This is a genomic window from Coleofasciculus sp. G2-EDA-02 (genome assembly GCF_040226375.1).
Classification (GTDB): domain Bacteria; phylum Cyanobacteriota; class Cyanobacteriia; order Cyanobacteriales; family Coleofasciculaceae; genus Coleofasciculus.
In genome coordinates, this window is the sequence record NZ_JAVKEW010000070.1 from 1 (window position 1) to 22,359 (window position 22,359).

General features: G+C 47.5%; 17 protein-coding genes and 1 pseudogene. 14 read left to right on the top strand and 4 right to left on the bottom strand.

The annotated features are described in order from the left end of the window. Nucleotides 1-952 precede the first annotated feature (952 nt). From RLO19_RS06730 to RLO19_RS06775, 10 genes and pseudogenes are all read left to right on the top strand, one after another. A pseudogene (locus tag RLO19_RS06730) lies at nucleotides 953-1,282 on the top strand (cyanobactin maturation protease PatG family protein); the annotation flags it as partial. Nucleotides 1,283-1,408: 126 nt separating this feature from the next. Continuing rightward, nucleotides 1,409-1,645 (top strand): cyanobactin biosynthesis system PatB/AcyB/McaB family protein, encoded by a 237-nt coding sequence (locus RLO19_RS06735; RefSeq protein WP_446354951.1) that lies wholly within the window; start codon nucleotides 1,409-1,411, stop codon nucleotides 1,643-1,645. A gap of 295 nt (nucleotides 1,646-1,940) precedes the next feature. Further along, the gene (locus tag RLO19_RS06740; protein ID WP_446354953.1) at nucleotides 1,941-2,156 is read left to right on the top strand and encodes a cyanobactin biosynthesis PatC/TenC/TruC family protein; all 216 of its coding nucleotides are present in this window, start codon (nucleotides 1,941-1,943) and stop codon (nucleotides 2,154-2,156) included. Between the two features lie 247 nt (nucleotides 2,157-2,403). Next, complete coding sequence (locus RLO19_RS06745) at nucleotides 2,404-4,737, top strand: TOMM precursor leader peptide-binding protein (protein ID WP_446354955.1); 2,334 nt, start codon at nucleotides 2,404-2,406, stop codon at nucleotides 4,735-4,737. A 214-nt stretch (nucleotides 4,738-4,951) separates the two neighbouring features. After that, complete coding sequence (locus tag RLO19_RS06750) at nucleotides 4,952-5,197, top strand: microcyclamide/patellamide family RiPP (RefSeq protein WP_446354957.1); 246 nt, start codon at nucleotides 4,952-4,954, stop codon at nucleotides 5,195-5,197. Nucleotides 5,198-5,413: 216 nt separating this feature from the next. Further along, a complete protein-coding gene (locus tag RLO19_RS06755) occupies nucleotides 5,414-6,508 on the top strand; it encodes a LynF/TruF/PatF family peptide O-prenyltransferase (protein ID WP_446354959.1) in 1,095 nt (364 codons plus the stop codon). A gap of 65 nt (nucleotides 6,509-6,573) precedes the next feature. Continuing rightward, a complete protein-coding gene (locus tag RLO19_RS06760; RefSeq protein WP_446354960.1) occupies nucleotides 6,574-7,509 on the top strand; it encodes a LynF/TruF/PatF family peptide O-prenyltransferase in 936 nt (311 codons plus the stop codon). Further along, on the top strand, nucleotides 7,506-7,676 hold the full coding sequence (locus RLO19_RS06765; RefSeq protein ID WP_446354962.1) for a hypothetical protein: 171 nt from the start codon (nucleotides 7,506-7,508) through the stop codon (nucleotides 7,674-7,676). Before RLO19_RS06760 ends, RLO19_RS06765 begins: the two co-directional genes overlap by 4 nt. Nucleotides 7,677-8,667: 991 nt before the next feature. After that, nucleotides 8,668-12,642 carry a PatA/PatG family cyanobactin maturation protease gene (locus RLO19_RS06770; RefSeq protein WP_446354964.1) on the top strand — a complete coding sequence of 1,325 codons (3,975 nt, stop codon included), beginning with the start codon at nucleotides 8,668-8,670 and terminating at the stop codon, nucleotides 12,640-12,642. Between the two features lie 539 nt (nucleotides 12,643-13,181). Further along, the gene (locus RLO19_RS06775) at nucleotides 13,182-13,982 is read left to right on the top strand and encodes a DUF5829 family protein (RefSeq protein ID WP_446354966.1); all 801 of its coding nucleotides are present in this window, start codon (nucleotides 13,182-13,184) and stop codon (nucleotides 13,980-13,982) included. A 300-nt stretch (nucleotides 13,983-14,282) separates the two neighbouring features. Here the strand turns inward: RLO19_RS06775 and RLO19_RS06780 are convergent, their stop codons facing one another. The 3 genes from RLO19_RS06780 to gcvT all read right to left on the bottom strand — a co-directional run bounded on the left by RLO19_RS06780 (nucleotide 14,283) and on the right by gcvT (nucleotide 16,261). Then, nucleotides 14,283-14,618 (bottom strand): element excision factor XisI family protein, encoded by a 336-nt coding sequence (locus RLO19_RS06780; RefSeq protein ID WP_446354967.1) that lies wholly within the window; start codon nucleotides 14,616-14,618, stop codon nucleotides 14,283-14,285. Further along, nucleotides 14,606-15,022, bottom strand: a complete 417-nt coding sequence (locus RLO19_RS06785) for a XisH family protein (RefSeq protein ID WP_446355091.1) — start codon at nucleotides 15,020-15,022, stop codon at nucleotides 14,606-14,608. The genes RLO19_RS06780 and RLO19_RS06785 overlap by 13 nt, the downstream gene beginning before the upstream one ends. 117 nt (nucleotides 15,023-15,139) lie before the next feature. After that, complete coding sequence (gcvT, locus tag RLO19_RS06790) at nucleotides 15,140-16,261, bottom strand: glycine cleavage system aminomethyltransferase GcvT (protein ID WP_446354969.1); 1,122 nt, start codon at nucleotides 16,259-16,261, stop codon at nucleotides 15,140-15,142. Between the two features lie 8 nt (nucleotides 16,262-16,269). Here gcvT and RLO19_RS06795 point away from each other — a divergent pair, with 8 nt between their 5' ends. Both RLO19_RS06795 and RLO19_RS06800 read left to right on the top strand, forming a co-directional pair. After that, nucleotides 16,270-16,446: a hypothetical protein gene (locus RLO19_RS06795; protein WP_446354971.1), complete on the top strand. Its 177-nt coding sequence runs from the start codon at nucleotides 16,270-16,272 to the stop codon at nucleotides 16,444-16,446. Between the two features lie 84 nt (nucleotides 16,447-16,530). Further along, nucleotides 16,531-16,830 carry an RNA recognition motif domain-containing protein gene (locus tag RLO19_RS06800; protein ID WP_446338281.1) on the top strand — a complete coding sequence of 100 codons (300 nt, stop codon included), beginning with the start codon at nucleotides 16,531-16,533 and terminating at the stop codon, nucleotides 16,828-16,830. A gap of 112 nt (nucleotides 16,831-16,942) precedes the next feature. Here RLO19_RS06800 and RLO19_RS06805 read toward each other — a convergent pair whose 3' ends face one another. After that, a complete protein-coding gene (locus RLO19_RS06805; protein WP_446354973.1) occupies nucleotides 16,943-19,006 on the bottom strand; it encodes an ABC1 kinase family protein in 2,064 nt (687 codons plus the stop codon). A 381-nt stretch (nucleotides 19,007-19,387) separates the two neighbouring features. Between RLO19_RS06805 and RLO19_RS06810 the strand changes: the two genes are divergently transcribed. Both RLO19_RS06810 and recN read left to right on the top strand, forming a co-directional pair. Next, entirely contained in the window at nucleotides 19,388-20,068 is a 681-nt protein-coding gene (locus RLO19_RS06810) for a hypothetical protein (RefSeq protein WP_446354975.1), read from the top strand. Between the two features lie 462 nt (nucleotides 20,069-20,530). Next, nucleotides 20,531-22,300: a DNA repair protein RecN gene (gene recN, locus RLO19_RS06815; RefSeq protein WP_446354977.1), complete on the top strand. Its 1,770-nt coding sequence runs from the start codon at nucleotides 20,531-20,533 to the stop codon at nucleotides 22,298-22,300. The last annotated feature ends 59 nt before the right edge of the window (nucleotides 22,301-22,359 follow it).

Genomic DNA, 22,359 nt, shown 5'->3' on the forward strand with positions numbered 1-22,359 from the left:
GCGGATGCGATAGCCAGTTTGCTGCTCTAGAACCGAAAAGTTAAACAGTTTTAAGGTCACTGAAACAGTGCTTTTTGGACAGTTACCGACCGATAACCTTGGCGAGGCTAACTTTACCCCAGAAATGGGTGAAAACCGGAGGGGCAACCATACCCCTCCACCCCGAAAGGGGTATGCGGTTAAAACCGCTACCGCGCGTTCCTCCCCGGTCTGAAGCTTGCCCGACAAGCGAAGCGAAGGGACACGGGGTTTCCCACAACGGAGGAGTTCTAATGATAGTTGTGACTTGGCTGGTCAGTGCCGCATTTGTTTTGTGCCATGTCTACACAATCAATGGCTTATTCAACTGACAAGTTGGTGTTTTTGGCGGGTTTGAGTGCCATAGGTTCTGAAGGAACAGGCTTCGCCAATGGGATCTGAACCCATCGTTCAAGAGGCGAGCAAGCCGCCGTAGGGGATTGGTCACCAAGCCCTTACTCAACAGTGTTTCTAGCTCAAAAGAATAAACAATAAGTTAACAGGCATTTAAATTGGGATTTTTGCCGCCCCTAGTCATTACTAGGGCTTCGGATCAAAACCATAAATGCCTAAGAGCTTATCCTCAGCTCACGGTTATTGCCGTTTGAGTAACTCGTTGCGGACAAGGAATTTATTATTCCTATGTCCAAGATTGTGATGGGTTTTTAGGGGTTGTCTATATGAGTTAGACAACTGAGATGAAGTTGCCAACGTCAATTGATTATTCCATAGTTTTAAAAGAATTAAAAAATGTTTTTCTAAATCATTTGTACAAATAACAGAGGGTATATGTTGATCCTGAATAGGCGTGAAAAGGCTTGTAAATCAAGTCTTTTAGCTTATAACCTTGGGTTTTGTGGGTTAAATGTATGTGTACAACTCAAATAGAATTTATAGATATAGAAATCCTAAATAGGTTGTGGCAGTTTCGGCATTAGATGGCTTCCTCAACCGCATCTACTATGACCTCCGCAACTTGGGAACCACCTCCCAAGACCGCGCCCTTAACTTCGCTGTTACCAACGCCTTCCAAGCGGCGCAAACCTTCAGCCAAGCCGTTGCGGTGGGGATGGAACTCGATAGTGTCACCGTTGAGAAAAGTCCCTTCTGTCGTCTGGATAGCGACTGTTGGGATGTGAAGCTGAAATTCTTCGACCCGGAAAATAATCGTCGTGCCAAGAAGATTTTCCGATTTACGATTGATGTAAGTGACCTAGTTCCGGTTACCTTGGGCGAAGTCCGTTCCTGGTCTTCCCCTTACTAAGGGACAGCCAAATTTGGGTGAGGGTTGGGATAGTTGTAGAGGCACGGCAGTGCCGTGTCCCGACGATAAATGCCGAACCCTACACCCCTGGTCACTCAATACGTTAAATGTGGAGGATTTTCAACGATGCGACTACCTGTATTGTCTCCCCCGGTCAAACGACCCCATTTCGTCCAGCCAGCACTATGCGTGGATGTGGAAAATGGTCGGCTCGAAGATTTAGTGCATATTCGCATGGATTTGCTCCATGGCGCTAACTATAATGATCCTGCCGCCTATGCCAACCGCAGTTTTAACCAAGTGATGCACTCAAGTGCCAGCTCAGGCTGGGGTGGCTTTGGCGGAATGGGCAGCTTCTTTTAATCGGTTAATGGTTTGAAAGTTTAGCACGTCCAAAAGCAAGCACCGTGGCGGATGAAACCTAGGCATAGTTCTTGCAGCTTCAGATACGCTAACAAACTCGGCGGCGGTTCTAGAGCCAATCATCTGTCTTAGTTTTCACGGTATGTGGCGCCATGTGTGTAGGGGCGGGTTTCACTACTATCTTTTCGGTGACACCCGGATGTGACTAAACCCGCCCCGATGCAGGTTTCTAGGTTTCCCGTGAAAAGTCAGAATCATCTGTGGTAGCCAGACCCCTATCTATAAGGAGATTAACATGAGCAAGAAATCGAACAGCCAACCATCTGAAGATCAGGCGCCAGAAGCCCCTCCAGTCAACGAGACGCCTACGCCTGAACCCCAGAAGTCTTACGTGCCAACGTCAATGACCGGGCTGCAAGACTACTCATATTGGTGGGACTACGCCCGGGAGCAGGCAAAAAAATCTGGGAGCAAATCCAAGTCTTTCCGTCGGGGGCGTATCTGGGCTTAACCGAATGGCACGCTCCGATGAGGCTGGTGGGCATTGCCCACCCTACGGGATATCAAAGGTTTTGGCTGAGTCGGGGCGGGTTTAGTTACATCTAGTTACAACCGAAAAGAGAGTGGTGAAACCCGCCCCTACAGATGTGCCATGGCACGTCTCTACACTAACGTTGCCCTACATACGGTGAAAAGTCCGCCCCATCTTCTGTCTTCTTCCTTCTTGCACTCACACTTCATTACTGACTGTTCGCGCTATGGAATCCACGACACTGCCCCAAATTAAGCCCCACTTCCATGTGGAGATCATCGAGCCGAAGCAGGTGTATCTCCTCGGTGAACAGGGCAACCACGCCCTCACCGGACAACTCTACTGCCAGATTCTGCCCCTGTTAAATGGGCAATACACCATTGAGCAGATTGTGGAAAAGCTGGATGGAAAAGTCCCCCCAGACTACATCGACTATGTGCTAAATCGCTTGGCAGAGAAGGGGTATCTGACTGAGGCGGCGCCAGAGCTATCTTCAGAGGTGGCGGCATTCTGGAGTGAGTTAGGGATTGCCCCGCCTGTGGCGGCACAGGGGCTACAGCAGTCGGTGACGCTGACAACGGTGGGTCAGGGGATTAGTGAGGTGACGGTGGCTGCGCTGAAAGCTGCCCTGGGGGACGTGGGCATTTCCGTGGCAACTGCCACAGACGCGGGTTCGCCAACGGCACTGCATGTTGTCTTAACCGATGACTATTTGCAACCGGAACTGGCGGCGATTAACCAGCAGGCATTAGAGCGTCAGCAACCCTGGCTGCTAGTGAAGCCGGTGGGTAGTGTGCTGTGGTTGGGTCCTGTGTTTGTGCCGGGGAAGACGGGGTGTTGGCGCTGTCTTGCCCATCCTCTCCGGGGGAATCGGGAAGTGGAATCGTCGGTGTTGCAGCAAAAACAGGCACAACAGCAGCGTAATGGTGAGAATGGGCAGGGGATGCTGGGTTGCTTTCCCACAGCACGGGCGACGCTGCCCTCGACTCGGCAAACCGGGTTACAGTTGGCGGCGACGGAGATTTCCAAGTGGGTGGTTAAGCACTATATCAATACCACGACATCGGAAACGGCAGGCTTCCCCACCCTAGTTGGTACGATTATCACGTTCAACCAGATGATTCTGGAGTTGAAACGCCACATCCTGATTAAGCGTCCTCAATGTCCCACCTGTGGTGATCCGCAACTCTTGCAACGGCGGGGGTTTGAGCCGCTGAACCTGGAGTCGCGTCCCAAGCAGTTCACCAGCGATGGCGGTCATCGTGCCACTACCCCAGAACAGACGGTGCAGAGATACCAGCATCTAATCAGTCCGGTGACGGGGGTGGTAACGGAACTGGTGCGGCTCTCTGACCCAGCCAATCCCTTGGTGCATACCTACAAAGCGGGGCATAGCTTCGGCAGTGCCACCTCCCTACGGGGACTACGGAATACCTTGAAACACAAGAGTTCTGGTAAGGGGAAAACTGATAGCCAATCCCGGGCGAGTGGGTTGTGTGAAGCAGTGGAACGGTATTCGGGGATCTTTCAGGGGGATGAACCCCGGAAACGGGCTACCCTGGCGGAACTAGGAGACTTGGCATTTCATCCGGAGTCACTGCTGTACTTTAGCGACAGTCAATATGCCAATCGGGACGAGTTAAATGCCCAGGGTTCAGCCGCCGCCTATCGCTGGATTCCTAATCGGTTTGATGCCAGTAAAGCGATTGACTGGACACCGGTTTGGTCCTTGACACAGCAGCAGCACAAATATCTCCCCACTGCCTTTTGCTACTATCACTACCCCATGCCAGAAGCCGAGCGCTTCTGTAAGGCGGATTCTAATGGGAATGCCACAGGAAATACCCTGGAAGAGGCAATTTTGCAAGGGTTTCTGGAACTGGTGGAGCGGGACAGTGTGGCGCTGTGGTGGTACAACCAATTGAGCCGCCCCGGGGTGGATTTGAGCAGCTTTGATGAGCCGTATTTTATCCAGTTGCAGCAGTTCTACCGGAAACAGAACCGGGAACTCTGGGTGCTGGATTTGACAGCGGATTTAGGGATTCCAGCATTTGCGGGTTTGTCCTATCGCACGGTGGGAACCGAGCGAATCGCGATTGGGTTTGGCGCCCACCTTGACCCGAAGATTGCCATTCTTCGCGCCCTGACTGAGGTGAATCAAATTGGGCTGGAACTGGACAAAATTCCTGACGATAAGCTTCAGGGTGAGTCGAAAGACTGGCTGCTAGAAGTGACTCGAACCAGTCATCCCTGTTTAGTCCCCGATGCATCCCAGCCGATGAAGACTGCCCAGGATTACCCCAAACGCTGGAGTGATGACATCTATACCGATGTGATGACTTGTGTGGAAATTGCCCAAGGGGTAGGGCTAGAAACTCTGGTGCTAGACCAGACGCGACCGGATATCGGTTTGAATGTGGTCAAGGTGATTATACCAGGAATGCGAGGCTTATGGTTGCGGTTGGGTTCAGGGCGACTCTATGACGTGCCGGTGAAGCTGGGGTGGCGCACGGCGCCCCTGGCTGAGGCACAGATGAACCCGATGAATATACCGTTTTAGTTCGTAGTGGGCGCTAAAGCGCCTCCAATCTTGCCCCATCACGCCGAATTTGGGTGGCTGAAAATTGGCATCCACCCGATAGTTAAGAATTTGATTGGCAACTGATCATTCCCTTCAAACCAGGTGCCAACTAACAAGCTTCGCCGCAAGGTGGAAGGGGACTAACCCACCCTAACGGGTTAATAAACAAAACAACAACATGAGGATTACTCCAATGGACAAGAAAAACATTCTGCCCCAACAAGGCAAGCCCGTGTTCCGTACCACCACGGGTAAACTCCCCAGCTACTTGGCTGAACTCTCTGAGGAAGCTCTCGGTGGTGTTGGTGTGGGAGCATCTGCCACTAGCTGTGTCACTGCCTACGATGGTGCAGAAGCGTCTGCCACTAGCTGTGTCACTGCCTACGATGGGGCGGAAGCATCTGCCACTAGCTGTGTCACTGCCTACGATTGTGAATAAGGATATATAGCCTAGCTCACTTTAGTGGTACGACAGTTAACCTCCAGTTGCCATCGCAGTGATTTCCTAGGCTGTGTGTTGTTGACGAGGTTAAAGATGTCGAGTTGCGAGCAAAACTTTACTTTATCCTGAGTTTTGTACACTTTCTTCATCTACCTCGTCTTCATCTTACACCTCCCAAAAGACACGCGCTACAACGCTTCGGCGTTTAGCGGTGTGAAAAATGGGAAATTAATCGCCACTGGGATTGACCTGATGGCGATTAATTTCCACTCAATATTTTTTGCTAAAAAGGCAATCCGTACTTTGTTGTTAAAGTTAGGCAATCCATTAAAATTAGCAACAAAAATTACTAAGATGATTACCCTAACTTCTATGCTTCAAAATAATCGTCTCAAAGACCGCCGTATTCAGTTTATCCGAACCCATCAAGAGGCTTTTGATGTTGAGCCAACCTTCCCTCTCCCTCTTTTTGAAGAGGTAATTATTGAGATAGAAGGTTCTTGTTTTGTTGAATCCTCTTGCCAAATTGAAGGTAGCCGACTGCTAGCAGGGCGTCATGAGGTTTGTAAATATCCTGGAAAGTCTTGGCCGGAATCGCTAACTCATGCGTTTAAGTTATTAGATAAAATTGAGAATCAGTTGGGTGTACGCATTAATCGTAACTCGTTTGAGCAGTTTGCCGCAGCACATATTGGCTCTCGTAAAATCACGAACAACAGTATTGGCATTCACTTGGGTTCAAAGCAGGAAGATTCCAGTGCAGTGTTCTATGTGTATATCGATGACGAGGAAGATCCTGAAGAATTAGCAAGGACAGCAATCGCTCTTGATGGCGGTCACTACTCAGATGAATTAACACAGGTTTTGATTAGAGATACTAAGGCAATTAGCTTTACACTTTTCTTGGATGGTCGTAGTCGCGTCGAGCTATGTCCTTATGCTCCAGCACAGCCAGGAGCATTCGGAATTAAAGGAAAGTATCTTACACTCTACATACAAAAACACTTTTCACAGAAGGTGAATTCCATTTTCAGGGGTTCTTATATCCTGATGACACGCTTCTCTAAAGACTATGCAATGCCAGTCTTATGGTTTTACTTCACAAACATCAAAGACATCCCAAAATATTTTCTATTTAACAGCTTAGGTGATAGGATATATGATTTTTGTAAAAGTCAAAGTTGCATCACAGGTACTGGTGTTGCTGTTACAGAGCCAGAGTTAGAGAACAGTCGATTAGAAAATTTTTGTTTTTACTACGATCAACGTGACGGATGTCAGCCACGTCCGGGTTTTGAATTTTCTTAAAAATGACCTAATATTTCGCAATTTACCTTTACTATCATCCTCCAAGAATTGTGTCCTTAAACTCTATGCTTCAAAATAATCGTCTCAAAGACCGCCGTCTTCAGTTTATCCGAACTCATCAAGAGGCTTTTGATGTTGAGCCAAGCTTTCCTCTCCCTCTTTTTGAAGAGGCTATTCTTGAGATAGAAGGTTCTTGTTGTGTGGAATCTTCTTGCCAAGTTGAAGGGGGGCGACTGCTAGCCGGACGTTATGAGGTTTGTAATGATCAGGGAACGACGTGGCCAGAATCACTAACTCATGCGTTTAAGCTATTAGATAAGGTTGATAACCGGTTAGGTGTTCGTCTTAATCGAAACTCGTTTGAACAGTTTGCCGCCGCACATCATGGCTCTCGTAAAATTATGAATAATACGATTGGCATTCACTTAGGTTCAAAGCTTGAAGATTCCAGTGTGATGCTGTATATCCATATCGAAAACGACGAAGATCCTGAAGAATTAGCCAGGACAGCGATCGCTCTCGATGGTGGTTATTACTCAGATGAATTAACACAGGTACTGATTAGAGATACTATGGTCATTGGCTTTGAACTTTTCTTTGATGGTCGTAGTCGAGTCGATATAGGTTTTGTTGCTCCAGCACAGCCTGGAACATTAGGAACCCGAGGAAAGTATCTTACACCCTACATACAAAAATACTTTTCACAGAAAGCGAATTACATTTTCAGGGTATCTTATCTGCTGATGCCATGCTTCTCTAAAGCCTATGCCAAGCCACTCTTATTTTTTTATTTCACAAAAATAAAAGACATACCCAAATACTTTCTATTTAACAGCATAGGTGATCGAATCTATGATTTTTGTAAAAGTCAAAGTTGCATCATAGATGCGGCTGTTGCTGTGACAGAGCAAGAGTTAGAGAAGAGTCGATTAGAAAATTTTTGTTTTTACTACGATCAACGTGACGAGTGTCAACCGCATCCAGATTATGACTTTTCTTGAACATGACTCTGACAAGGCGATCAAAACAGGAGCATGTCACCTTTGTAGTGGCGTGGCACACCGAATTTGGTGGATTAGCCTTACATCCAGGAATTGTAGGGGCGCACGGCGTGCGCCCAGAAAATCGTCAAATCTATTCCACAATTTTAGCTGTGTCACGCCAGTAGGTTGGGTTGAGGAACGAAACCCCACAGGCATACGATGGTGTTGGGTTTCGCTTGCGCTCTACCCAACCTACGAGAATATTTTGTGCAAAACTGACATGCTCCCATCAAAACTGAAAACGACTATAGCAATTCTCAGTTTGACGAGGTTCGGTAAGGGCGCAAGCCTTGCGCCCCTACATTTTGGTTTACCTCACAGGGAAAGGAAGCCACTATACATCTATCGGATGATGTCCGGCTGTCTCACTCTGGTAAACTATCAAGATCAGCCCGATCTAGGATTAGATCAATATCTTGGGTATTGCGACCTTCCACATAGCTGAGTAAAGCTACCCCGCCAACCAATACATAAGGAATCTCTCGTTCAGTCAGCGTGTCAAATAATTGTTCAACCGTCTAAAAAAATTCCTAACCGTTTGACATTAAACTGCTCCAATTATTGACATCAAATAAAATTATATTTCTGATAATTTCACCGATCGCGGCTGCCATAATATTTCTCCTTTAAGTTATAAAATATATGTCAGATCGTCTCTCTCTTACCCTTTTTGATCCCCCCCAGCCCCCCTTTAAAAGGCTACGGTACACTGAACAAATCCTGAGATCCCCCCTAGCCCCCCTTAATAAGGGGGGAACCGGAGTCAAAGTTCCTCTTCATCAGGGGGGAACTAAATTCAAAGTTCCTCTTCATCAGGGGGGAACTAAATTCAAAGTCCCCCTTATTAAGGGGGGAACTAAATTCAAAGTCCCCCTTATTAAGGGGGATTTAGGGGGATCTAGGGTGTCGAAACGACATAACCGATACTTGTGTGTAAACCGTAGCTTATTAAGGGGGGAGTCAGATGAATAAATTTTTGACTCCACATGAGGGTAAACAGGAATTTCTAGCTCCCCTTGTTAAGAGGCGTTGGGAGGGTCGAAACTTGATCCTCTATTGCCTACTGTCATTTGCCATTGACTCACTTAGCCAATCATCGTTTCCCATTATCCAACCATGAGCAATTACCCCTTCGCTGTTTCCCTCAATCCCGATATCCAAGTCACAAGCACTGGAGATCACTACACCCTGCAATCAGCCGAAACTGATCCGACGGCTTGGCTCACCCTTGCCACAACGCCCGGAATCAGTATGGCTCTTGATCATCTCAAAGCGGGCAACACTACCACCGAATCACTCATGCAAGGGTTAGCCGAACTTGATGGTGGGGCAGCTAGGGAACAGTTCGCCCTGATGTTAAAACAATTGGATGAGCGAGGCTGGTTGAGTTACGCCGTACCTCCCCTAGCCGTGGCGATTCCGATGGTGGATTCCGCCGAGTTGAATCTAACCGAACCCTACTGGACAAAAACCCGTATCACCCTCTCCCGCTTTGCCTATCAGCATCCCTACGAGGGCACAATGGTGCTGGAGTCGCCCCTATCGAAGTTTCGGGTCAAGCTGCTTGACTGGCGAGCGAGCGCGATCCTAGCCCAACTCGCCCAACCCCAAACCTTAGGGGCACTGACGCCACCACCCTACCTCGGACCTGAAACTGCCTATCAGTTCCTCAATTTACTGTGGGCGGCGGGGTTTCTGGCGGCTGACCCTGAACCCCCCTCGCTCCAGCTTTGGGAGTTTCATAATTTGCTATTCCACAGCCGCAACCGTAATGGTCGCCATGACTATCCGGTCACAGATAAAAAGCGGTGCATTGACCAGTGGTCGGATTTCCCAGTGGTGAAGCCGCCCATGAGCGATCGGATTGTGCCGCTGCCGCGTCCAAACTTGGGGACGTTAATCTGTAACGATGCCACGCTCACAGAAGCGATCGAGACACGGAAATCAGTGAGAGAATATGACGATAGCCATCCGATCTCGATTGAGCAACTGGGCGAATTCCTATATCGCACCGCTCGGGTTAAGGAATTACTTGACGTAGAAGAGTTGATGGGTGAAGTGCTGCGAAGAAACCCAGCTTATAAACCCGCTCCAAATGTTGACTATGGCGAAGTGAGTCGTCGCCCCTATCCTGGTGGTGGGGCAATGTATGAATTAGAAATTTATCCGGTGGTACTGCATTGTCAAGGTTTGAACCAAGGGATATATCACTACGACCCGCTGAATCACCAGCTAGAGCAGATTGTCGAATCGGAGGAGGATCTTTTGACTGTTTTAGGTTATGGTCTATGCGAGTATGTTATTGATCCGCGTCCGCAAGTGCTATTGGTGATTACGGCACGATTCGGTCGCCTATTTCGTAGCTATCGTTCTACCGCTTATGCGGTGGTACTTAAGACTATTGGGGTACTCTATCAAAACTTTTACTTGGTGGCAACTAATATGGGTCTGGCTCCCTGTGCTTGGGGGGTTGGGGATAGCGATGCGTTTGGTCGGGCGGTGGGTCTAAACTATGTGGAAGAGTCGGCTGTCGGAGAATTTCTCCTGGGGTCGTTGCCCAAAAGTGATATCAAAGCCAGTGGGCTGGAGTCGAGTGAGGTGAATGACTCACTTGACCCTGCTGAAGCAACTGTATCAACCAGTGAGACTGAATCTGATGGGGTTGAATTTGAATCCGAGTCGGCTGAAGCACAAATGTGGGCAAGTGAGGTTGAGCCAGCAGGGTTAGTAGCAGAAATTCAGCCGACTGAAGCTGGGGAAATCTCAGAAAATACCTCAGCGCCAGTTGAGGAAACAGGGGCTGAGTCTGCGGAGTTAGACGCTTCAGAGAGTCCAACTGATACTCTAGACCCATCCAGTCATGCAGTGGAATCTCTTGAATCTGAGTTAACCCCATCTTCATCTGAACCCACAGGATCAGAGGCTGGGGATAGCCAGGTAGAATCCGATAGTGTGGAAAGTGAAATGGAGTCGGCGGCGGTTTCAGTCAGTGACATTGAGAGTTCTGCCACCCCAATCGCGATCGCACTCCATCCCCATGACCTAGATGATCGCATCCCCGGACTAGCTGAACTCCACAACCAAACCCTTGGCGATCCTCGCATCACGATCGTAATCCTAGACGGCGACCCAGATTACACATTGTCCTGTTTTGCCGGAGCTGAAGTCTCCAAGGTGGTTCCCTACTGGCACGAACCAGCAGAACCAATCAGCCCACAAGATTACGCCACCTACCAAGCAATCCGCGATCAGGGGCTAAAGGGTAAAGAGAAGGAAGATGCATTCTACGCTGCCCTCCCAAAAAACAAGGAGCGGGTTGAACTCAATGACCATGCCTGCCACGTCACCAGTATCATTGTGGGGCAAGAGCATAGCCCTGTTTTCGGTGTGGCTCCCAATTGTCGGGTAATCAATATGCCCCATGATGCCCTAGGAAACTATGATGATATGCTCTCACCCCTCAACTTAGCCCGTGCCTTCGACTTAGCCTTAGAGTTGGGGGCAAATATTATCCACTGCGCTTTTTGTCGCCCCACCCAAACGGGGGAAGGGGAAGAGATCCTTGTCCAAGCGATTAAGAAATGTCAAGACAACAATATTTTGATCGTCGCGCCGGTGGGGAACAATGTACACCAATACTCGTGTCTGCCCGCCATGCTGCCGGGAACTTTGGCAGTGGGAGCCGCAAAAGTCGATGGTACACCAGCCGACTTTAGTAATTGGGGGGGCAATAACACAGAAGAAGGTATCCTCGCTCCAGGTGTAGATATTTTGGGAGCGCAACCCTGCACTGAAAAACCCGTGCGTCAGACAGGAAGCAGCATGGCAGCTCCCACGATCACGGGCATTTCTGCCCTGCTGATGAGTCTGCAACTGCAAGAAGGCAAACCCGTCGATGCGGAAGCCATCCGCATGGCACTCCTCAACACCGCCATTCCCTGCAACCCCAATGTTGTGGAAGAACCCGATCGCTGTTTACGCGGCTTTGTGAATATCCCAGGCGCAATGAACCTGCTATTTGGGCAACCCTCCGTCACCATTTCCTTTGCTGGCGATCAAGTAACCCGCACCGAACGGGCTGGTTATGCCATGCCTACCCCCGCTGTTGTCCCCGCCAGCATTACTGCCGCCAGCCCCGCCGTACAACCCGCTACACCCACAGAAGCCTCGGTTATCGCGGCGGCTGACTCCGATGCTGCACCAGCCAACCCCGCCACCGTTGAAGCCAGCACCGCCTTTTCCGGTAACGTTTACGCCCTCGGCACCCTCGGCTACGACTTTGGCGATGATGCCCGCCGCGATACATTCAAGCAACTGATGGCGCCTGCCGAAATTGACGGCATCATGGTACCGCCAGACCCCTACGATCCGCGCCAGATGCTCGCACACCTAGATCGCTACCCCGACGAACGGCGCTCCCTAATCTGGACGCTCAACCTGGATCAAAACACCATCTATGTTTTAGAACCCAAAGGACCCTTTGCCGACGACATTTACGAAGTTTTCCTGCTGATGTTGGCAGGGCAATTAGAGCCAGAAACCAGCGATGACTTTGTGGAGCGGATCAGTCTACCGGCTCACCGCACCACCCGCACCGTGGAACTCTTTTCCGGGGAAGTCGTCCCTGTTGTAACCGTAAATAACGTGCGTGGGATGTATGGTTGGACGGTTAACGCCCTAGTAAACGCTGCCCTAGCCGCCATTAGTAACCGATTTGACCCCGAACAAGAACCCCTAATCCGGGAAGCTTTAAGCGCCTTCCTGAATCGCGTCTACCATGACTTGCGTAACCTGGGACAAACCTCACGCGATCGCGCCCTGAACTTCGCCGCCACCAACATCTTCCAATCCGCCTCCGTCTTTGCCGAAGCGATCGCCTCTGAGCGTCAACTGGACACCATTGAGGTGAAGAAAAGCCCCTACTGTCGGATTAACAGCGATTGCTGGGATGTATTACTAATCTTCTTTGACCCAGATAACAGTCGGCGATCGCGTCGAGTCTTCCGGTTTACCCTAGATGTGGCGCTGAATATGCCCGTCACCATTGGTCGGATCAAGCGCTGGTCAATCCCTGGCAAGTCTGTCAGTTAATTCATTTGTCATTTGTTATTTGTTATAACAAAATTTCGTAGTTCTTGTAGGTTGGGTAGAGCGTAAGCGAAACCCAACACCACCGTTACCCTGTTGGGTTACTCTACTGGCTCGGCACACCTAATTTTGTGGATTAAAATTGTAGGGGCGCACCGACGTGCGCCCTTTTCCCGCACCAACGTGCGACCATCAAACCGTCAAATCTATAGCGCTACGCATTGAGGTTAGGACAAAAAAATTAGGTGAAAAGGCAACAGGCAACAGATAAATGTCCTTTCCGTACCCCGTAGTGCTATATCCCACAATTTTAGAGGTTTTGATGGTGCGTTACGCTTCGCTCTCTTCACGATGGCGGACTGACCAGCTAAAATTGTGCAATAGATTGATGGTTAAATTGGGCGCACGCCGTGCGCCCCTACAATTCTAATCCACCATTTTAGGTGGGTCACGGCACTACAGATAGAGGTTATGCATAACTACGCTTCGCTCTTCCTAAACATAATAGAATGCAACTTGGTTTAATCTCAATAAGTAAGACTATGGGAATAGAATTTAATCATTTATATGTTACGCTCGACACAGAAACTCTAGAATTAATCGCCCAATCCGAGTTCATTAACCAATCATTCTGCACAATATCCAGAGATACCGTAGAAACGGATACAGAAAGTTGGTCAGGAATTTATCTCAGGGGCAACTATGCCTATCTTGAACTTTTTCCCCCAGGAGGTGCTGAAGGATTAAAGGAAGGGTTTTCGGGTATTGGGTTCAATACTCAACAAGCCGGACAGATTGATAGTGTAGCGGAAAAACTAAGATCCTTCGGCGCCAAAGAAACCTTTTCTGATTTGCAAGTTCGTCACACCGAATATGGAAAAGTCCCCTGGTTTCATTACTTGACGCTCAACCCATCAGAGAGAGAAGCCTTTGCTTCGTGGTTAATGGAATTTCATCAGGATTATTTAGACTATAAAAACATCAAACTTACCCCGGCGGGTTGCTTTGATCGTGCGGCGTATCTGAAAACCTTGGATACTTCCGAAACGTCTTTATTTGAGGACATATCAGAGGTTCATCTTGAATTGACTGTATCGGAACATGAGGAACTCGCATTACTCCTGCGCTCCTTTGGTTATCACTCATCTGGCGTAGGAGATATGACGATCTATCGTTCTGATGGTTTTACTGTACAAGTATCCCAGAACGTTGCTCCAAGGTATCGAATTCGCCAGGTTGTTTGCACGATGAAAGATAAACCGCATCCGGAAAAAACATTCATATTTGGTGACAATGCCAAGTTAAAAATAGGTATAGAATTGGCAATTTGGCAATTTGGATAACTGAAGCAATTTATTAAAAATAAAGACTTTCCTTAGCACACGACTGTGTACCTTACTTACTACCAAAAGCGCTGTATCTCTTCGTTCGCATCCAGATGTGACTGACGCCCGCCCCGCTTCCCAGGTTTCGTGATTGCCCATGAAAAGTCAAAAATAATCCAATTCCTCAAAATAATAGTATTTAATTCAGTTTGTAAAGACGTTCCAGCGGAACGTCTCTACCAATCTATAGTAGGGGCGGGTTTAGTCACATCTTGGTGAAACCGAAAAGATAGTTAAAACCCGCCCCTACAGGTTGCATCAACCCACAGCAAACCCTGTATATTGCCTCACAAAAGGTTCATGAAACGCCAAAACAATATCCTCTTTGGGTACGCCCAACTTGACCAATTCATTGGCTATACCAATTTCTGTTCCATCATGCTGTATCCAAATCTTCCCATTTTTAATATCCAGATGCAATACGCACCCATACATCGGTTGACGATTTTTCCAACCTGTATAAACAACCTGATAATGATCCCGTTCTGTGTCAAAAATCAGTTCTGTTTCCACTTCATCATCCGATGGACTTCCTTTCGCATAGTCACGTAATAACTGTTGGATATAGGTACGATATTGCTCTACCGTTTCCATTCTAAAATCACCTCATCTTTAGGCTCATACACCAGCAAACTAAGTTGAAAGCGCTCAATAACAGTTTCCACAAATGGCAGATTAAAAAATGTTTTATAAGCCCCTAGGGGAACAGCTAAGTATAAAACTCTGTCCGGCTGTTGTTCTTCCAAAGCAACACGATAGTTAAGAAATTGACCAACAGCCGTATGAAATTCAGAAATATTCGACGGCGTAATAAAGCTTTTAATTTCAACGGCTATCTTTTCTTCTCCTTTCTCAGCCGCTATGATTCTTTCTGCACCCAAGTCGATTTGCATATCAACCCTACCTGCTCGAATTCTCAGGGGGTCATCGGTAATCACCCAACCTTCTTTTTCCAATCCGTTTCTAACTGAATCATGAAAAATATCTTTAGCCACTATCCAAACTAATAGGTAAAATTAGTGTTTTTAGTTTTTATTTTAGCACGAATACCATCCCGACTTGCCGTGAAAAGTCAGAACGATGCCAAGAAGCGGATCAAGACAATACTATTGGGTTTAAAAACGTTTTTTGGTGCGATAAAAAGGTTTTTTCACGACAATAGCGGGATAAGTCTTACCGCGAATTTCCACCTCTAAGGGTTGACCTATCTTGGCTAGGGATGTGGGACAATAAGCAAGCGCGATCGCTCTCCCTAGTGTGGGTGAATAAGTACCACTCGTCACCTCTCCCACGACTTTGCCATCGGATACCACCGAGTAACCGTGACGAGCGATATGTCGCCCCTGCATTTCAATCCCCACTAACCGACGTTCCACGCCCTTAGCTTTTTGGGCTTCTAATACAGAACGTCCGATAAAATCCCCTTTACTATCCAAATGCACCAGCCAATTTAAACCTGCTTCTAGGGGAGTCGTCGTATCATCAATATCTTGCCCATAAAGTGCCAACCCTGCTTCCAATCGCAACGTATCCCTCGCCCCCAAGCCACAGGAAGTCACTCCCCCTTGGAACAGACGACGCCACAGTTCTACCCCAACCTCTGGTTTGACCATCACCTCAAACCCATCTTCGCCAGTGTACCCTGTCCTGGCGATAAATCCGGGTTGATCTAGAATCGTTACCTTAAGATGTCCGAAGGATTTCAGCGCGGTTAAGTCTTCCTGGACAAAGGATTGTAGATAAGTCTCAGCTTGGGGTCCTTGCAAAGCAATTAAGACGTTTTCCCTAGAAAGGTCTAGTAATTTTACCCCGGTGTTTTCCAGTTGCGCTAACAACCAATCTTTATCCTTCTGACAGGTTGCCGCATTAACAATCATCATCGCCTGGGGTTCGCCCGTTTCATCCTCCCCTTGGTGGTAAACAATCACATCATCAATGATGCCCCCTTGAGGATTTAATAACACCGTATATTGGGCTTGACCGGGTTGCAACCGACTCAAATCTGAGGGGACTAATCGCTGTAACTCTTGCCAGAGCTGCTTTCCGGTAAAGGCAAATTTACCCATGTGGGAGATATCAAACATACCCGCATTGGTGCGTACTGCTTCGTGTTCTTGTCCGATACTGCTGTATTGGACGGGCATTTCCCAACCCGAAAAGCCAGTGAAGCGGGCATTTTGTTCAACCGCGAGGTCAAATAGGGGAGTTCTTGCAACAGTTGGTTTTGACTGAGCCACAGATAGTCTTGAGTTACAGGGTCTTTCATATTCTACCCAGTTGGCAGGCGTCAACACCTGATCTGGAAAATTGCGATCGCGCCACGGCACCGATAGAGTGTAATCCAGACATTCCTTACCCAAACCTTCAAGCCTGTGCTAGCTTAATCATTGAGAATGTGTTCGGTTTCAGTGTTTGTGCTTAGTACAGATGGGCTTTTTTCCTTTCGACTTGACAGACTTGTCTCCGATACCCACATCTTTATACAACTTTGAGTTTGGAGACAATCATGTCAATTTACGTAGGCAATCTATCCTACGACGTTACTGCAGAAGACCTGAATGCTGTCTTTGCAGATTATGGTGCTGTCAAGCGGGTGCAATTACCCACTGATCGGGAAACCGGACGTCCCCGGGGTTTTGGTTTTGTAGAGATGGAGACAGACGACGAAGAAACAGCCGCTATTGAGGCACTCGATGGGGCAGAATGGATGGGGCGCAATCTGAAGGTGAATAAAGCCAGACCTCGCGAAAACAAGGGGGGTTCAGGCGGTAACCGCAAAAACGGTAACTTTTCGCGTCGTTACTAATTCTCATTCACTCAATTGACTCAATTCTTGCGGCACAACTAGTGCGTCGGGTAAGGATTAGGTATTAGACAAGAGCCGGGAAATTTATTTCCGGCTCAAAGCTTAACTTAACTCAGTGAATCGCCGCTGCTGGTGGCAGGACGAGCTTAGGCACAGGCTTGACGCTAGAACCCTTAGAGGGCTTTGCACCTTGAGCTTGAGTCTCCTGCAGTAAAACTTCCCGAATTAACCGTGCCATCACCCGTTGAGCTAAACCGCCAGCAATTTTTTGTCCCATTTGCTGAGTTTCCGGCTTCATCAAGAGTTGGGGAACCAGGGGGGCAAGTTGGAAGGGATCGAAACCGGGCGTATCTTGCAGAATTTGCCAAATTCGTTTGATATGTTCTGCACTTTGCGGCAGTTCTACAACTTTGCTAGTAGATGTCGTTGTCTGCTGTAATCCCACTCGTTGGCGCAGAGACTCCGTAACATTATCAAAAGTTCGACGCCCAAACATATCCACAGCTTTGATAATCTCCTCGATCAACTGTTCCCGAATCAAAGAACCACGTTCTGAGAATAAAAATTCTAAGGTTTGATTCAAAACCTTATTCAAATCGTAGTCTTGGGAATTAGCTGCATTCCGCAATAAATTTTCCAGGCGATTCCAGCGGAAATTACCATCTTTGACGAGTAAGTCTTTTAGAGAAGCGCGTAATTGGGGGGAAGAGTCGGTTAACAAACGCTTCGCCACATAAGGATAGGCTTTACTGAGAACCTTGAAGTTCGGATCAACATTAATCGCAATCCCTTCTAAAGTGACCAAGGAACGAATAATCAGGGCGTAGTAGGCGGGAACTCGAAATGGATATTCATACATCACTTCCGAGAGTTGATCCGTGATGCTCTTGAAATTGAGTTCGGCAACACTAGCGCCTAAAGCATTGCTAAATACATTAGCCAGCGCTGGAATAATCGGGGTTAAATCTGTATCCGGCGTGAGAAATTCTAAATTTACATAGTCATGAGCCAAACCCGCGAAGTCCCGGTTAACTAAATGAACAACCGCCTCAATCAACCCATAGCGTTGATAGGGTTTGACTTCGCTCATCATCCCAAAATCCAGATAAGCCAGTTTACCTTCTGGTGTAGCTAATAAATTTCCAGGATGGGGATCAGCATGGAAAAATCCATGTTCCAACAACTGGCGTAGCGAACATTGTACGCCAACTTCAATCAAATACTTGGCGTCAATTCCTTGAGCTTTAATCGCTTCCAGATTAGTCAGTTTAGTACCACTGATCCACTCCATTGTCAAGACACGCCGTCCTGTATATTCCCAGTAAATTTTGGGTACATAAATATCCTGAAGGTGTCCGTAAAGATTGGCAAAGCGTTCTGCATTACACCCTTCTTGGGTATAATCCATTTCTTCAAAGATGCGGGTGCCAAACTCATCCATAATCGCAACCAAGTCACTCCGCACCCGCTTGATATTGCTTTGTACCCACTGAGCCAAGCGGCGTAAAATATAAACGTCTAGGGCAATGCGCCGTGCTAAGCCAGGTCGCTGCACTTTTACGGCGACGGTTTCCCCAGTTTTGAGTTTCCCTTTGTAAACCTGTCCTAAAGAGGCGGCGGCTACTGGTGATGGGGTAAGTTCGGCATAAATTTCTTCAGGGCGAGCGCCTAATTCTTCCTCAATGAATCGAAAAGCGACTTCATTGGGAAAGGGAGGGAGTTGATCTTGTAGCAACGCCAACTCTTCCAGGTAAATGGGTGGCACTAAGTCAGGTCGCGTCGAAAGTGCCTGCCCTACCTTAATATACGCAGGTCCTAGTTGGGTTAAGAGTTCCCGCAGCTGAATCGCTCGTCGCCGTTCTTTGATCGGTCGGCGCCCCCACTTGCGATCCCACCATAGATTGATGGCAAAGGCGGCTGTCGGTAAAGTAATCCTGAGTAGCCGTCCTAGGACTTGTAGGGGCGCTCGTCCATATTGGGCTTCAATCGCCACTGGATCATAGCGCAGCGCTTCTGTTTTGTTTTCGGAGTAATCCTGTGGTAGCGCTGATGGAGAAGACGGCGTCTGTTCATACTCAACCACAATTGGCTCAGGGGGTAAGGGCACAACTGAGGGATTGAGTTCGGTTATTGAATCTCGGTGGGGAGTGGATGGGGGAATTGTTTTAAGATTCATATTAATTTGGGATTCACCAATAGGAGCAACTCTGTAAAGAATTGTAACAAATAAATGATCAATATACAACGCTATTCAGTTTATCGTGGTGTACTCCTATACTCTAGTCAAAGATTAGAGTATGGGTTTCTTCTCCGAGATTGCCCGGATTCGTATTTTTATTGTGAGGCAACGACCAAAACAAGATCAGGTTAAATAGGGTAAAGCTGCTTCAAGCTGCCATAGGCCCCCTGGCACAGGAAATCTGTCATGCTGAGTACACGAAGACAGGCTGTTCAGTTTCAAGTGACATAAAATTTAAATTGAAGTAATTTCTGAGCGTTGTTTTGTAAACTAACATTAGGACTGTGATTATGAATATGAACACAAGGAAGAATAAAAATGTTAAGAAAAATTACAATATCTATTGCTGTAGCAGCACTAATTATGTTTGGAGGGTCTACCACAGCGCAAGCATCAACATTAATTTTAGAATCAGTACCTTTTGACTCAGTTGACACCGGAAGCCGTGGCGGAACTGATGTTGATGCTGATCAATTTTTAGGCTGGAGATTTGATCTTAATAGCCGACTTAATGTTACAGATATTGGTGGAACTTTTTTTGGTTTTAGCTCCATTCCCAACCGGAATATTTTCGGAGCTATTATTTCCTTAAACGGAATTGATGCGCTGCCACTAGGAAATCCGTTTTTGCCAGAAGAAGTTCTAGCGGTAACTACTTTAACTACACCAATTGGACATAACGATCTATTGACTCCGCTTGAGGTGAGGCTTGAACCTGGAAATTATGCTCTGGTCTTTGGTAGTGGTTTGTTTGGCGCGACAGGAAGCTCAGTTATGTCTTTTCTGCAAGGAAGTCCGCGTAGTAGTTCAGTATTTTTCTGGGATGTAGATACTCCTCCACTTGAAGCCAGGTGGGTAAATACAGTTTCTCCAAATCGATTTGTTATTGTCGGTTCCACTTCTGTCCCTGAAACCTCCCCTGTATTGAGTTTCCTATGTGTGGTTACTCTCGGCTTCGGCTCAGCTCTCCTTCGGCGGCATCAAGGGAAAGACAAATGAACAGCTAAACTAGGTGGAACTAATTTTCTGGACTAAAGAGGGCAATCTTTAACGATCTTAGGACTTACTCACTGAAACAAATCTCTTTGTTATAAGCGTTAGTGGAGAAACTGAAAGGCTCATTATACCCTTGCTTTTCTGGTTAAGTATGTAAGTCCTGGGTTTAATATAGTAATCCTAAATAGATTGTGGTAAAATTACATATGAAAAAATGTGGAAAATCAAATATTAGACTATCAGAAAAACTGAAATAAGCTGTTCAGCATTTAAATTGGGATACCTAAAACCCTGAAAGGCAACAGGTAACAGGTAATACACAATTTAAATGCGTTTTAGCTTAGCAACTTGACTATTTTGAAAGAGCAGCAAAGACGATAGATGCGCCATTCCTCACGACACTGACTCTATTATTGCAGTGTGATACTCCTAGCGTAATTAGCTAATCAGGTGGATGAAAAAGTTATGTTGCTATCATTACGGATTCAAAACTTTGCCTTAATCGACCAACTGGAGTTGGAATTTGCCGCTGGTTTGAATGTTTTAACGGGCGAAACGGGTGCTGGTAAGTCAATTATTCTGGATGCCATTGATGTGGCGTTGGGAGGAAAAGTCACCCATCGTCTGATTCGCACGGGGGAAAAACGGGCGCTGGTTGAGGCGACGTTTCGCATTGATGCGACGTTGATGGCTTGGTTGAGTGAACAGGAAATTGATTTGTTCGATGAAGCGGATTTGGTCTGTAGTCGAGAGATTACGGTAAAACAGAACTCGCTGCGATCGCGATCGCGAATTAATGGTATTTTAGTAAACCGTCGCTTAATGGAACAATTGCGCGATCGCTTGGTGGAAATTACCGCCCAAGGTCAAACGGTGCAGCTTTTCGCCTCAACCCGCCAGCGGCGACTCCTGGATCTTTACGGTGGTTTTCCCCTCAACAAACAACTTGATCTTGTCGCTACGGCTTATCTGGCGTCTCAGGAAACCTACCAAGCCCTGCAAAAACGGCGTCAGTCAGAACAGCAGCGCTTACAACGCCTTGACTGGCTAGATTATCAAATTCAGGAACTGAGCGCCGCTAATCTTACTGATTCCGAAGAACTGACCGAACTTGAACAAGAATCTCAGCGGTTAACTCATGTCGTGGAACTCCAACAACACAGCTATCAGATCTATCAGTCACTTTACCAAAATGATAGTGGTGCATTTGCCTGTGCCGATTTACTAGGGGAAGCTGAAACCACGTTGAATGATATGGCGCAATATGACACCCAGTTACAACCGATCCTGGAGTTAGTCAGTGGCGCCTTGGCGCAGGTGGTGCAAGCAAGTCACCAAATTAATGCCTATGGGGATGGACTCGAAACTGATCCCGAACGCCTAGAAGAAGTCGAAGAACGTATCCGCGCCCTTAAACAAATTTGCCGTAAATATGGACCGACTCTAACCGATGCGATCGCGCACTACGAAAAACTTAACTCAGAATTGGCTGAACTCAGGGGTAACGGTCAATCCTTGGATGAATTGGAAAAAACTTACCGCCAATGTCAGGAAACCTTAACAGCAGCTTGTACTCAGCTCACCCAATTGCGTCGAGTCGCGGCGGAGGAACTGGAACATCGTCTAGTGGAGCAACTCAAGCCCCTAGCCATGTCCAAGGTACAATTTCAGGTGGCAATCACGCCCATTGCGCCGACAGCGACGGGTGCTGATCAAGTCACATTTTATTTATCTCCAAATCCGGGCGAACCCCTGCAACCGTTGGCAGCAACGGCATCGGGTGGGGAAATGAGCCGTTTTTTACTAGCGTTGAAAGCCTGTTTTTCCAGCAGTGGGGATCAAGGAGTCAGCTTAATTTTTGATGAAATTGACGCCGGGGTATCAGGGCGAGTAGCGAGTGCGATCGCAGAACGACTTCATCACCTGAGTCAGCAAAATCAAGTGTTGTGTGTAACGCACCAACCCATCATCGCCGCCATGGCAGATCGACATTTCCGCGTCGATAAACAGGTGATCGATCAAACCCCCTTAATCAAAAACAGCCAGACGAATACTCTAGCCGAAGAAGAAATGCCTGAAATTGACCTGCGTACAGTCATTCGCGTCAGTCTCCTCGATCATCATTCTCACCGCCAGGAAGAAATCGCCCAGCTAGCTGGTGGGCAATCCGGTCAGGAAGCCATGACTTTTGCCGATTCGCTCCTGACTCAAGCCCGTCATTGGCGTCAGAATTAGTTTGATGGTTGAGTGTTGATCCTGCATTTCGCGAGTAGAAACGGGTTTGTAGGGGCGGG

Bases quoted from the DNA above. Each gene is read 5' to 3' on its own strand.
- RLO19_RS06735 (WP_446354951.1), top strand. From the start codon at position 1,409: ATGCGACTACCTGTATTGTCTCCCCCGGTCAAACGACCCCATTTCGTC.
- RLO19_RS06740 (WP_446354953.1), top strand. From the start codon at position 1,941: ATGAGCAAGAAATCGAACAGCCAACCATCTGAAGATCAGGCGCCAGAA.
- RLO19_RS06745 (WP_446354955.1), top strand. From the start codon at position 2,404: ATGGAATCCACGACACTGCCCCAAATTAAGCCCCACTTCCATGTGGAG.
- RLO19_RS06750 (WP_446354957.1), top strand. From the start codon at position 4,952: ATGGACAAGAAAAACATTCTGCCCCAACAAGGCAAGCCCGTGTTCCGT.
- RLO19_RS06760 (WP_446354960.1), top strand. From the start codon at position 6,574: ATGCTTCAAAATAATCGTCTCAAAGACCGCCGTCTTCAGTTTATCCGA.
- RLO19_RS06770 (WP_446354964.1), top strand. From the start codon at position 8,668: ATGAGCAATTACCCCTTCGCTGTTTCCCTCAATCCCGATATCCAAGTC.
- RLO19_RS06775 (WP_446354966.1), top strand. From the start codon at position 13,182: ATGGGAATAGAATTTAATCATTTATATGTTACGCTCGACACAGAAACT.
- RLO19_RS06780 (WP_446354967.1), bottom strand. From the start codon at position 14,618: ATGGAAACGGTAGAGCAATATCGTACCTATATCCAACAGTTATTACGT.
- RLO19_RS06800 (WP_446338281.1), top strand. From the start codon at position 16,531: ATGTCAATTTACGTAGGCAATCTATCCTACGACGTTACTGCAGAAGAC.
- RLO19_RS06805 (WP_446354973.1), bottom strand. From the start codon at position 19,006: ATGAATCTTAAAACAATTCCCCCATCCACTCCCCACCGAGATTCAATA.
- RLO19_RS06810 (WP_446354975.1), top strand. From the start codon at position 19,388: ATGTTAAGAAAAATTACAATATCTATTGCTGTAGCAGCACTAATTATG.
- recN (WP_446354977.1), top strand. From the start codon at position 20,531: ATGTTGCTATCATTACGGATTCAAAACTTTGCCTTAATCGACCAACTG.